Genomic DNA, 12,647 nt, shown 5'->3' on the forward strand with positions numbered 1-12,647 from the left:
CCAATAAGTAATTCGGTTGTTTCAGTAGCCCTACCGCCTAGGAAAAAATTCGGTGGTCAAATAGATCTCTCATAACACTTAAACGCAATTTTTCGTCAAGCCAAACAATTGCGCTTCCCGAGACGGAATGTACGAAGGATCTTAGATCACCAAACATAGGGAGAACTTAGGTGTGAAAGTGCGATTTCACGTTCCAATGCAGTAAATGGAACGAGATCAGCAATAAAAGTTTAACAAAATCTTTTTCTCAATTAATTATCACTTTTACTTTTCAGCCGCTTTTTTATTAGTTTCGGTTTATGTCACGATCGTTTATTCTAATAATAGAGCAGGATAATAAGAAGAGGGTGGTAATCTATGCGATTAATAAGCAATCAAGGGGATCAAAAAGATAAAGGAAAGAATAATCGGGGGCGGTTGAAAACAAAGATTCTTTTAGTATCCGGAATTTTGACGGCAGCTGCCGCCGTATTCAAAGTCACGGAAAGTATGATTGGTTCTTATTTCTACCGTCTGGCGATTGCGCGGGAGGATTCGCCTCATCGAAAAAATCTTGATCCGGCAGTATCGAAGGAACATCTCTCTCCCGCAATAAAAGCTCGGATTGATGAACGGAAGGCTGTGAAAGAACGTTTTCTCCGGGAGTGTCCGCCGGTCGATGTTTCTTTTAACGCATCCGATGGTCTGAAGCTCCATGCCTGTCGGTTTAATGCGCATCCGGAAGGCCATCGTTGGATCGTTCTTTTGCACGGATATATGAATGAAGCTTCTTTTATGTTCTATTATGCATCTGTTTTTGCGGATCATGGTTTTAACGCACTTGTTCCTGATTTGCGTGGAGCGGGGCAGAGCGAGGGTGAATATATCGGCATGGGCTGGAATGATCGGTTCGATGTGGTCGGCTGGATTCAAGAGATCATTAAATGGGATCCGCAGGCACAGATTGTCATTTTCGGTGTTTCGATGGGAGCTGCGACTGCGATGATGACGGCGGGCGAGAAGCTTCCCGAACATGTAGTTTGCGTTATTGAGGATTGCGGCTATACGTCGGTGGCGGATGAATTCGCTTATGAATTACATAATCTATTTCGACTCCCTTCATTCCCCATCCTTCACTTTGCCGATCGAGTCACGCGGTCTCGTGCCGGTTATGGCATTTTTGAAGCGTCGGCCGTTGAACAATTAAAAAAAGCAAAGATACCGATTTTATTTATTCATGGCGATAAGGACACGTTTGTTCCAACGAGTATGGTGCATAAAGTCTATGAAGCAGCCGCAGGGGATAAAGAGCTGCTGCTTGTAAAAGGGGCGACACATGCTGCTGCTTCTCTTGTTGATCCGGATCTGTATTTTTCAACGATTTTTCGCTTTGTTGAGAAATACATGAGTATCCGTCAATGAACAAAAAAGAGAACAGGATAGGTGTCACTTGTCCTAGTATTATCGTTTCTCCTGTTCCCGCCGTTTTGGACGAGCCAAACAGATTGCTTTTAAAACAAAATAAAACGATTCGGATATCTCTTTTACAAAGAAAATAACCGGATCGTTTTTCTATAATTAGGATTCTTTTACCAGGCAGGCACTACAGAGCCATGAAATGTTTTATTGATGTACGCTTTGATGTGCGCTGAATGATAATAGCTCTTTATTTGTTTAATGACCTTGTCATTTTTATTTTTTGTACGAACGACAAAATAGTTTGGATAACTGTTATGTGTGAGCGATTCATGATAGACAGAGTCGTTTAGAATGGTCAAATCGGCACCCATGGCAAAATTGGAATTAATTGCTGCCGCGGTTACTTCATCGAGATGAGAGGTAATCTGGGCAGGATCCATAGATATAAATTCAAGATGCTTCGGATTGCTGACAATATCGCGGGTTGAGCCGGTTCTTTGTGTCCCTTTCTTCATTTTAATTACACCCGCTTTCTCCAGCAAGGTCAGGCTGCGTGGCTGGCTGGACGGATCATTCGGTATCGCAATTTTATCGCCCTTTTTCAGATCCTTTAAGTTTTTAATCTTATTTGAGTAAATACCCATTGGCAATGCGACCGTTTTGAAAACATCGGTAATTTTATAACCCCTGTCCTTAATTTGTGCCTTTAAAAAGGGCAACGTTTGATAACTGCTGGCATCCAGATTCCCGTTGTCCAGTGCCGTATTTGGCTGGTTGTAATCATTAAAAACTTTCAGGTGGATGGTCAGTCCATCTTTCTTAGCAAGCTTGGAAACCTGTTCCATGATTTGCTGATGCGGTCCGCCGGTTACGCCAACCGTGATTTCTTTTTCGCTTAATGTGCCGGAATTGCTGCTGCAACCAGCCAGAGCAAAAATGATCAAAACAATTAGTCCCGTCAAATAAACTCTTTTCACTACACTTCCCTCCGTTGTAAGTAATTATCTAAGCTGATAGATTAAATATAATTAATACTATAAGTTAAATGTGAATTAAAGACAAGATGTATTTTTATGTGATCTGTTTTATCGGTCTCTTTTGAAAAAATATCGGTCGGTTCCCTGGATTTATCGGTCAATTGCGGACAATCCGCATGTTCTGCGGCTGCATCTATACGAAATGTGCCATGAACCTTAAAAAGTTCATGGCACATTTTATGATTAGAGCTGTTTGCCCTTTGTTTTGTTAATTTCTGTACTGCTCATATCAAGGTTTCTCGAAGCTTATAGCTAAGATAATTCCCTTCAGCGATGAATTAAGGGTTAAGCGCTTCGCTTCTTTGCCACAAGCGAAGGCGAATCCATTTGTCCAATTCAGCGATGAGCAGGATGGCGATACCCGCAACAGCGGCAATTCCCCATTCGAGCAATGTCAAAGGCTCTGTTTGAAAGGCTGTCTGCATAAAAGGCACGTAGATCAAAATCATTTGCAAGACAATCATAATGCCAATGATCAAAAAGGCTTTTTTATTACTGAAAAAGTCTTTTGATAGCGCCAATGAGGAAGTGCGAATGTTAAACAGGTAAAAAATCTTGCTGAAAATAATAATATTGATCATCATTGTACTTGCTGTCATTTGATCGGCTCCTTGAATCAAGAGCCAATCATAAGACCACATGCTGATCACTGCCATCAGCACAGAAACATAGGTCATTTGAAAGATATCGTGCCGGTCCATGAGTCCGGACCCCGTCTTCCTCGGCGGGCGCCGCATAATCCCGTCTTCAGCCGGTTCAAAGATGAAGGCAAACTGGATTGTGATGGCAGAGACCATGTTGATCCACAGTAACTGTGTAGCCTGGAGCGGCATTTCTCTCTGCGCGATAATCGTAAAAGCGATAATCAGGCCTTCCGCAAAAGAAGTCGGTAATAAAAACAGAATACTCTTCTTGATATTCTCATAAATTCTCCGTCCTTCTTTTATGGCTACGGACATTGTGGCGAAATTATCATCAGCCAGAATCATATCGGCTGAGTCCTTTGCGACATCTGTCCCTTTAATGCCCATTGCCACGCCAATTTCAGCTTTCTTTAGGGCCGGCGCGTCGTTGACCCCGTCACCGGTCATTGCGGTTACCTTATTGTTTGCCTGAAAGGCTTGGACAATGTCCAGTTTGTTTTCCGGAGTTGTCCGGGCAAAGACCTGATAATCAGGGACTGTTTTTGCTAAGTCTTCTTTAGAGAGTTTATCCAATTCAGGTCCGGTAATTGTTTTGATCTCATCAGCTAGTCCAAGCTGCTGTCCAATCGCCTTGGCTGTCATCGGGTGATCTCCGGTAATCATTTTTACTTGAACTCCGGAGCGGCGCATTTGTTTCAATGCCTCGATAACTTCTGTGCGTGGCGGATCAATAATACCTGCCATGCCAAGAAATTCAATTCCGTCGAACAAATCTTCATGATTTACTGTGCGCTGGTTTCCCGGCACTTCTTTGTAGCCGACAGCCACAACGCGTTTTCCCTGTTTGGTTAATTTATCAATTCGGTTCTGCCACCATATTGCTGAGAATTCAGGGTTCCTTTGTTCTGCCATTTGAAAAAGTTTGTCCGGAGATCCCTTGACGAAGATATATCGCTTGCCATTTTCAGCTTGAGCCAACTTGGCGATGTAACGGTAATCTGAATCAAAAGGAATTCTGTCGATTTCATGAAACGCCGAAATCTGCTTTTTTCCGAAAGCTTTATGATACAGCGTCAGAAACGAACCGTCTGTCGGTTCGCCGTTTATCGTCCAGCGTCCTTCTTCTTCAAACAACTCGGTGTCGTTTGCCTCATATCCGGACGTCAGCAGCCAAAAGAGATCCTGATCTTGGGCCATATCCGCATTTTGTCCCGCTTTTAAAAGCTTTCCGTAAGGGGCATAGCCGGTTCCCGTAACGGTGTAGTCATGATTGCGCGTGAAAATATCTTGGACAGTCATTTCATTTTTGGTCAGTGTGCCTGTTTTATCTGTAGCGATAATATCTACGGCTCCTAATGTTTCGACAGCCGGTAGGCTTTTTACTATGGTGTTTTTTTTCTTGGACATATCGCTGACACCCATTGCTAAAATCACTGACGTTGTGGCCGGAAGTCCTTCAGGGATTGAGCCGACAATCATCGTAACGATTGCCAGTGCGAGTACCGATAGCGAATAGATGTCCAGCCACATTCCGAAGAAAAACAATCCGACTGCGACAAAGATGATTACTAGAGACAGGTTCTTGCCTAGTCGATCAATTTCCCGCATCAACGGTGTTTTGGAGGCGGCTACCTTGTTTACTTCTTCTGATATTTTTCCAATTTCTGTTTGTTCTGCCGTTGCGACAACGATTCCTGTCCCGCTTCCATTGGTTACAGCTGTTGAGGCGTAAGCCATATTTAATCGTTCAGCCAGTGGGGTCGCTTGATTGGAAATCTCGATTGCTCTTTTGTGAACAGAGTCGGCCTCCCCCGTTAACGAAGACTCTTCGACTCGTAAATTGTCACTGTCGATGATTCGCAAATCCGCAGGCACATGGTCTCCGGCTTCTAAATAAACAAGATCCCCGGGTACAAGTTCTTCGGCAGGAATATCGATTCTGTGCCCTTCGCGTATCGCTGTGGCGTTAACGGATAACATACTTTTGATTTTTTCCAGCGAATCCGAGGCGTTTGCTTCTTGATAATAGCCGATGTAGGCATTAATCACGACGACTAATCCGATAATGACTGCGTCTGAGTAATGGCCCATGTACAACGTGAGTAAGGCAGCGACGATCAAAATATAAATGATCATATTGTTGAATTGACGGGCAAATAATTTCCATTTAGGTGTTTGTTCTGCTCGTAAACGGTTTGGACCGTATTTATTTAGCCGTTCTTGTACTTCTTTGTCATCCAGACCATTGGGAAATGGTTCGGTTTTAAAATATTTCTTTATTTCTTTCTCACCCATCATAAAGAATTGCTCAGTTTGGAGCGTTTTTTTCATTTTTTCCATAAGATGATTCCTTCTTTCTTCGTCCATTTTTGACCAACGACAAAAAGACAGCTTTAACCTAGAATGTACTAAGCAAACCTGTTTACTCGCGTAGGGAATATAATGGTGTACGAACGAAAGAAGCCTCTGTTTGAGGAAAAAAGTTCTTATGGTCACTCGCCTCAGGAGGGTCTTCGTCTTCCGGAGTCACATGATTAGTGATTTGATGACTTTCGCCGCCTTCATTTGCGGTGTTCAAATTGCGCTCACCTCCAGTTTCGTCATAATTTAAAGATACAGTAGTTTATTTATACTGTCAAAATAGGAAGAGAACTTTCATGATTTGTTTCACTTGGTGATTTTCCGGAAAAAAATTGAATTAATACTACAAGTTAAATGTGAATTAAAACAAGACCCAGCTTCCTGCAACTTTAAACCGATTAAAAGTTTCCCTGAGTAAGCAGATGTATGATTTGCTGCTGCAATGAAGTCAGGAGGTGGTTGGAGCGATAAACAAGCTGGATTAAAAATTCAGGCTGCGGCTGATTTTTTAACGTTAATACGGCGACCGGGTCCTGAGGCAGAAGCGCAGTTTCACTGAGCAGACTGATACCGACACCACTGGAAACCATGCCCTTAATAATTTGCACATCATTCGTTTGATAGATGATAGCCGGTTTGATTTGTGCCTGCTCGCTGAACTGGCGGAAGGCAATCGAATGCACGAACCGTTCATTGAGTTGGATAAAGGATTCGTTCTTCAGATCTTGAAACGCAACTGAGCCTGCTTGCGCTAAGGGATGGCTTGAACTGACAATTATTTTAAATTCTTTTCTTGCCAGTAAATGGACGGTGAGTTGTGCGTCTTTAATAGGCTGGGTAGAGCTTAAAAGAGCTAAATCCAGTTTCCCATTTTTTAATTGGTTTAAAAGTGACTTTGAGCCATCTTCGCAAGTATCTAGATGAGAAAGCCAATTCTTTTCTGAAAGTTTTGCTGAGAGAGCAGGAAAAAATGAACTGCCGATAATGGGGGGAAGTCCCAAGCGAACACGTTCTTGTTTGATTGCCGTGATTTCCAATTGAGCCGCTCTAAGTTCCCGCAAGATTTGAGTGACATGCTTTTCGAATTGTCTGCCGCTTTCTGTAAAAATCAACTCTTTATGCGATTGATCACGAATGATCAGCTGCACATCCAGCTCTTTTTCAAGTCGCTGAACGGCTGCCGTGATGGTGGGCTGACTGACTTTAAACAACTGAGCGACCTTTGTGAAATTTTTTTCTCGAAACAGCTGTTTAAAATAATTGAGATCTCGTATATTCACCTGTAATTCCGCCTCGCTTGCTATCAACTTGTCCTATTTTCTAGTTTACCATCCCATGAATTATTTTGTCGCTGCTGTTTTGTTTGATTTGATACTCAGATTTATATAAATCAAGAAGTAGACGGATGAGAACATACGATCTATAATGGAAACAACGAATATCTCCAGATGACCCATTTTTATTGTTTTTCCGAACCTGATTTTCCCGCTTTAATTAATCTTCTATGCTTGCCATTCATTTTTCAATCATTTTCTTAATGCTCAGATGTTCATCTTTTTTCATCGTCTATTTAAATTCCAAATGAACAAAGGAGTGAGCTTACCTTGGCTTTACTAATTTATGTGAAAATACCTTTGCTGCGGACGTTCTGCGATTAAATTTAATTATTACAAAGCGGACGAGCGATATATCTATTGCCTGCGTTGCGGTTATAATTACAGCAAAATCATTGAACGAGAGACAAAGAGTATTGACGATCAGGAAGAAAAGTATGATGGGAACGGTGTCTTTGTTCTGGTTAATAAAGACGGAAGTCATAAAAGTATGCTGCTGAATGAGGCATGATCTTTTAGAAGAGCATAAGGCGTTATTCGATGATACGATCGACCGGAATAACAGCTACTTAGTTTCTTATAGTAGAGACGGAATATTTACCGTTTTAGGCGGCAATCCACCTGAAAATTTTTACTTGTCCTTTGAAGACTACAAGAAAAAAGTGTGTGCGAAGTATGGAGTATCCGAATCTGATTTTATGGTTCCTGTTGAAGAATAGAGAAAATAACGAAGCAGTCCGTACCTTCTGAAGGGTACGGACCGCTTGGAAGTAGACTATTTATTTTACAAGCCGATCCCAGATTACGACTTGTCCGCTTTTCAGCGTTTTTTGAACATCAATGATGCGCTGGTTGGCGCTGCCGCGAAATTGCAAGGTCAAATCTTTCTGAGAAAGTTCGAAGCGGCCGTCAACCAAAATGTCGATTTTTGAAAGAAGTTCGCGTTTGTCGTCCGAGTCCCGCTGCAGCTCGTCCCACGTATAGCCGGTCCAAGACCAAATGTCTTTGGTACGGCCATATTCGCGGCGAACTCGATTCACCAGAGAGAGACATACTCCCGTGTTTAAAAATGGTTCTCCGCCGAGAAGTGTCAGTCCCTGAACGTAGGGTTGACCGATATCCTCAACAATCCGATCTTCTAAATCCTTGGTGTACGGCTGGCCGTAGCGGAAATTCTGAGCTGCTTTATTGTAGCATCCGGGACAGTCAAAGGGACAGCCGCTGACATAGAGACTGCAGCGCACGCCTTCGCCATCGACAAAATTGAACGGTTTATAGCTGGCAATATAGTTCTGACTTAATTTTTCGGCCAGCCATGTCTTCGGATTCGGATTTCGCGGTCTTGTTCTTTCTGTATTTTTGACCATCAGACTCCATCCTTTATTGTCGAGCGATTGTGTTGCTGTCATTGCCAAACGCTATATGTTTCACCCGCGATGCGATTTCGACGTGGCGGCCGTGAATCATCGGACGCTGCTGCGGATTTCCTAAGTAGCCGCATGTGCGTTTCACAACGTCGCAAGTTTGTGGATCGTTGTTGCCGCATTCCGGACACTCAAAACCGCGTTCCGTCGGTTTGAATTCACCCTTGAACCCGCATTTAAAGCATTGATCGATTGGTGTATTGGTGCCTAAATAACCAACACGATCATAAGCATAATCCCAAACGGCCTCAAGCGCCTTCGGATTTTGTTTCAGATTCGGATACTCGCAGTAATGAATGAACCCGCCGGCGCAGTAAGGCGGAAAATCTTTTTCAAAATCTAATTTTTCAAACGGTGTCGGTGCTTTTCGAACATCATAGTGAAAACTGTTTGTATAGTACTCTTTATCGGTAATATCCTTTACCTTGCCGAACTTTTCGGTATCTTTACGGCAGAACTTGTCTGTCAGACTCTCGCTTGGCGTACTGTACACGCTGAAATGATAGCCATACTCATCTTCCCAGTTCTGGCAGTGCTCCCAAAGCTCTTTTACGACGCTGACCGCGAAATCCTTCGCTTCCGGATTGGTTTCCCATGCGCTGCCGTAAAAAACAGTGCCTACTTCATAAAGTCCGATGTAACCAAGTGATACGGTGGCCCGGGAATTTTTGAATAGCTCATCGACGGAGTCTGTTCGCTTTAATCGTTTACCGAAAGCTCCGTACTGGTAAAGGATCGGCGCATTTTCCGGTGTTGCCTGCTTGGCACGCTCCACTTTAAAGACCAAAGCTTCTTTGCAGATCTGCAGTCGTTCCTCGAGAATTTTCCAGAAGGTTTCCTTGTTTCCCTTTGATTCCATGGCAATGCGGGGCAAATTAACGGTGACAACGCCCAGATTCATGCGTCCGGAGTTGACTTCCCTGCCATTTTCATCCCACCAGCCTTGAAGGAAGGAACGGCAGCCCATCGGTGCTTTAAAGCTTCCCGTCAACTCAATCAGTTTGTCATACATCAGCACATCCGGATACATCCGTTTGGTTGCACATTCTATGGCGAGCTGCTTAATATCGTAATTGGAATCTTCAGGATTAAGGTTGAGCCCTCGTTTTAAGCTGAACACCAGTTTAGGAAAAATTGCGGTGCGGTGCTCTTTTCCTAAACCGTCAATGCGAATGCGCAGAATCGCTTTTTGAATGGCGCGTTCAATCCAATTCGTCCCCAGTCCGAATCCTAAAGTCGTAAAAGGAGTCTGTCCCTGAGAGGAGTACAGCGTATTAATTTCATACTCCAACGCTTGCATGGCGTCATAGATGTCTTTTTTTGTTTTCTTACGAGCAAAAGCTTGCTGACGCTCTTCACCCTCGACCCACTCTTTGGCATCAGCCAAGTGCTTGTCATAATTTTTTTTCGCGAAAGGAGCGAGAAGCTCGTCCACGCGGTCGGCAGAGCATCCGCCGTATTGGCTGGAGGCAACGTTGGCGATGATTTGCGCCATTTGGGCTGTTGCTGTCTGGATCGAGTGTGGCGGTTCGACATCGGCATTACCAATTTTAAAACCGTGATTGAGCATTTCATTAAAGTCGATCAAGCAGCAATTGGTCATCGGACTATAGGGTTGATAATCTAAATCATGCCAGTGAATCTCGCCTTTTAGTTGAGCATTCGCTACCTTCGGCGGCAGCATCTTCAATCCAATCGCCTTGGCGACAGTACCTGCCGTCAAATCTCTTTGCGTGTTAAATACTTGGCTGTCCTTATTCGCATTTTCGTTCACAATGGTTTTGTCTTTATGCAGCAATTTGCGAATCGTGAAGTTGATATCGGTTGCCTGATTGCGCGAAAAATCACGCTGCGTCCGATAATTAATGTATTCCTGGGCAATGTCATACTGGTGATGCGTCAGCAGCGTCTGTTCGACGATATTCTGAATCTCGTAAATTTTAACGTCTTTGTGGAAACGTGATTCGATTTCAGCGACGACATCATCTGTAATCTCGTTGATTAATTGATAGGTCAACGGATCTAATTCGCCGAGAACATGTTTCGCTGCTTTTAGCAGAGCCGTTGTGATCTTCTCGGTGTTAAAATCTATAATGCGGCCATCACGCTTCAGTACGCTGATTGCCAGTTGGTTGGTTGCCTGTTTTTGTTTTGTCTCTAGCATCATGAGTGCCCCCTTTTGAACAAGTACTCAATCTATAATAGGGGATCGCTTGAAATGTTTCAATCAAGATATGGGGAATAAAACTCTAAAAATCGCATGAAAAGTACTATATATTGTATTGTGGCGGGAAAAAACCAATTTGTGACAAGCCTGTGAAAGATATAGCGAAGATGGATTAAGCCGTATAGTATAATAATACTAGAAAAAATAAATAGTTACAGTGACGATGCGTTTCGTTATAATTTAATTAATGATCACATCACGTACCGTGCACCAGATTAAATTGAGCAGGTGACGATTAGTGGAATCGCAGCAAAACCAAGTGAACGGCAAAGCTATTGCAGGAATGGTCTTGGGGATTACGGCAATAATCATTCCCTACGCAGGATTTATTTTAGGGATTTTAGGCATTATTTTTTCCATAAAAGCAATGAATGAGATTGAGCAATATGGGCAGCAGGGCAGAGGCTTGGCCATCACTGGTTTAGTGACAAGTATCATCAGTATATCCATCTATGCTTTAATTATATTATTTTTTGTCATCGTTGGCGTATTTGTGACAGCATAAAGGTAGTTCTCAATGAAATGAAACATCCCTCCTTTTAGGGAGGGATGTTTCATTTTTTAATCGGGTCAAAGCAGATTGCCGGTTCTTTAGAAGGTATTTTCACATCATTTTGTCAACCGTTTGACATATTTGTCTCTTGAAAAAGTATCCATACGGCGTAAAAATGTATGTAATTGAACAAAATGCCACACGGTTCGAAGCATATGAATAAAAAGAAAAATAAATGCTGCGTAGCTTGTGAATCACTGTTCTTTTCAGGAGGCTTATGTTTCGAATGAATGCAGAAGATCAAATCTATCAAAATTACGTGAACATTTTAAAAGAAGAATTAGTCCCCGCTACTGGCTGCACTGAGCCAATTTCTGTTGCTTATGCGGCGGCGAAGGCTCGCGAGGTGCTGGGGGTGGAGCCGGAAAGCTGCGTTATTGCGGCGAGCGGAAATATCATCAAGAATGTAAAAAGTGTCGTTGTTCCCAATACAAATGGTTTGAAAGGCATTGAAGCCGCAGCCGCGGCCGGTATTGTTGCAGGGGACGCATCGAAAAAACTGGAAGTGCTGTCCGGCATTGAAGAACAAGCGAAGGCATCCATACAGGGATACATCGATGGGCATCCGATCACTGTTGTTCCTGTTGAAAATGAGATTGTCTTCTATATTGCGGTGACTGTTCAGAAGGGGAACGATGAAGCAACGGTTGTCATTGAACATTACCATACTAATATTGTCCGCGTGGCTCGAAACGAAAATGTTCTGTATGAATCGGTCAGCGATTCGGATCAAGGCAGTGAGCTGACGGATCGGGGCTGTCTCAATGTTCGAGACATTCTCGATTTTGCAAACAGTGTGCGCCTTGACGATATTTCAGAAATGATTGAAAGGCAGGTCGCCTGTAATACCGCCGTCTCCGAAGAGGGGCTGACCCACGACTGGGGCGCCAATATAGGAAAAGTGCTGCTGCGTGCCTATGGCAATGATGTCAGGACACGCGCTCGGGCAGTGGCCGCAGCCGGATCCGATGCGCGAATGGGCGGTTGTGAAAAGCCGGTCGTGATCGTCTCAGGAAGCGGAAATCAGGGGATGACCGCTTCTCTTCCTGTGATTGAATATGCTAAGGAACTGCGCGTGTCCCGTGATAAACTTTACCGAGCCCTGGTTCTGTCTAACTTGGTTACCATTTACCAGAAGACGGGCATCGGACGGCTCTCTGCATACTGCGGCGTGGTCAGTGCCGGCTGCGGGGCGGGTGCGGGGATTGCTTATCTGCAGGGCGGAGAGTATGAGGATATTGCCCACACCATCGTCAACGCTTTAGCGATCACGTCTGGCATTATCTGTGACGGTGCGAAACCATCCTGCGCTGCTAAAATTGCCTCGGCAGTCGATGCCGGCATTCTCGGTTATCATATGTACAGGAATGACCAGCAGTTTTTCGGTGGTGACGGGATCGTTACGAAGGGGGTGGACAACACGATTCATAACGTCGGTATTCTGGCTAAAAAAGGGATGCGGGAAACAGATCGTGAAATCATTGACATTATGCTGAAACATACCAGTAAAGATGCGGTCGCGGAAAAGTGAGTGCAACGAAACTAAGATTTTTGACCAAACAACTATTATGTTTCTGCCCATTCTTTGCGGGTGCAAAGGACCGATGCGGCGTTGCGGAGCATGAGTTTCTGACAGAAGTTGATCATAAAAAAATAAAACCACTGAATC

9 protein-coding genes are annotated in these 12,647 nt (G+C 43.7%); 4 read left to right on the forward strand and 5 right to left on the reverse strand.

The features are described 5' to 3' along the window. The first annotated feature begins 357 nt into the window (after positions 1-357). A complete protein-coding gene (locus tag NIE88_RS19180; RefSeq protein WP_253064852.1) occupies positions 358-1,401 on the forward strand; it encodes an alpha/beta hydrolase in 1,044 nt (347 codons plus the stop codon). Positions 1,402-1,568: 167 nt separating this feature from the next. On the opposite strand, the gene NIE88_RS19185 is transcribed toward NIE88_RS19180, so the two are convergent. The 3 genes from NIE88_RS19185 to NIE88_RS19195 all read right to left on the reverse strand — a co-directional run bounded on the left by NIE88_RS19185 (position 1,569) and on the right by NIE88_RS19195 (position 6,720). Further along, positions 1,569-2,375: a MetQ/NlpA family ABC transporter substrate-binding protein gene (locus tag NIE88_RS19185; protein WP_373689463.1), complete on the reverse strand. Its 807-nt coding sequence runs from the start codon at positions 2,373-2,375 to the stop codon at positions 1,569-1,571. Positions 2,376-2,713: 338 nt separating this feature from the next. After that, positions 2,714-5,419, reverse strand: coding sequence for an HAD-IC family P-type ATPase (locus NIE88_RS19190; RefSeq protein ID WP_253064854.1), 2,706 nt, complete (start codon positions 5,417-5,419; stop codon positions 2,714-2,716). A 419-nt stretch (positions 5,420-5,838) separates the two neighbouring features. Then, complete coding sequence (locus tag NIE88_RS19195) at positions 5,839-6,720, reverse strand: LysR family transcriptional regulator (RefSeq protein ID WP_253064856.1); 882 nt, start codon at positions 6,718-6,720, stop codon at positions 5,839-5,841. Positions 6,721-7,274: 554 nt separating this feature from the next. Between NIE88_RS19195 and NIE88_RS19200 the strand changes: the two genes are divergently transcribed. Then, positions 7,275-7,493: a hypothetical protein gene (locus NIE88_RS19200; RefSeq protein WP_253064858.1), complete on the forward strand. Its 219-nt coding sequence runs from the start codon at positions 7,275-7,277 to the stop codon at positions 7,491-7,493. A gap of 60 nt (positions 7,494-7,553) precedes the next feature. On the opposite strand, the gene nrdG is transcribed toward NIE88_RS19200, so the two are convergent. Continuing rightward, positions 7,554-8,141: an anaerobic ribonucleoside-triphosphate reductase activating protein gene (gene nrdG, locus NIE88_RS19205; RefSeq protein WP_253064860.1), complete on the reverse strand. Its 588-nt coding sequence runs from the start codon at positions 8,139-8,141 to the stop codon at positions 7,554-7,556. Between the two features lie 13 nt (positions 8,142-8,154). Continuing rightward, positions 8,155-10,362, reverse strand: coding sequence for an anaerobic ribonucleoside-triphosphate reductase (gene nrdD, locus NIE88_RS19210; protein WP_253064862.1), 2,208 nt, complete (start codon positions 10,360-10,362; stop codon positions 8,155-8,157). A 301-nt stretch (positions 10,363-10,663) separates the two neighbouring features. Here nrdD and NIE88_RS19215 point away from each other — a divergent pair, with 301 nt between their 5' ends. Both NIE88_RS19215 and NIE88_RS19220 read left to right on the forward strand, forming a co-directional pair. Beyond that, positions 10,664-10,930 (forward strand): DUF4190 domain-containing protein, encoded by a 267-nt coding sequence (locus NIE88_RS19215; RefSeq protein ID WP_253064864.1) that lies wholly within the window; start codon positions 10,664-10,666, stop codon positions 10,928-10,930. 274 nt (positions 10,931-11,204) lie between these two features. Next, complete coding sequence (locus tag NIE88_RS19220; protein WP_253064866.1) at positions 11,205-12,509, forward strand: L-cysteine desulfidase family protein; 1,305 nt, start codon at positions 11,205-11,207, stop codon at positions 12,507-12,509. Positions 12,510-12,647 lie beyond the last annotated feature (138 nt).

Origin of the sequence: Sporolactobacillus shoreicorticis (genome assembly GCF_024125445.1) — a bacterium.
GTDB lineage: Bacteria > Bacillota > Bacilli > Bacillales > Sporolactobacillaceae > Sporolactobacillus > Sporolactobacillus shoreicorticis.

What these genes read in the sequence shown, in the direction of transcription:
- NIE88_RS19180 (WP_253064852.1), top strand. Translation starts at nt 358, where the DNA reads ATGCGATTAATAAGCAATCAAGGGGATCAAAAAGATAAAGGAAAGAAT.
- nrdG (WP_253064860.1), bottom strand. Translation starts at nt 8,141, where the DNA reads ATGGTCAAAAATACAGAAAGAACAAGACCGCGAAATCCGAATCCGAAG.
- NIE88_RS19220 (WP_253064866.1), top strand. Translation starts at nt 11,205, where the DNA reads ATGAATGCAGAAGATCAAATCTATCAAAATTACGTGAACATTTTAAAA.
- nrdD (WP_253064862.1), bottom strand. Translation starts at nt 10,362, where the DNA reads ATGCTAGAGACAAAACAAAAACAGGCAACCAACCAACTGGCAATCAGC.
- NIE88_RS19200 (WP_253064858.1), top strand. Translation starts at nt 7,275, where the DNA reads ATGAGGCATGATCTTTTAGAAGAGCATAAGGCGTTATTCGATGATACG.
- NIE88_RS19190 (WP_253064854.1), bottom strand. Translation starts at nt 5,419, where the DNA reads ATGGAAAAAATGAAAAAAACGCTCCAAACTGAGCAATTCTTTATGATG.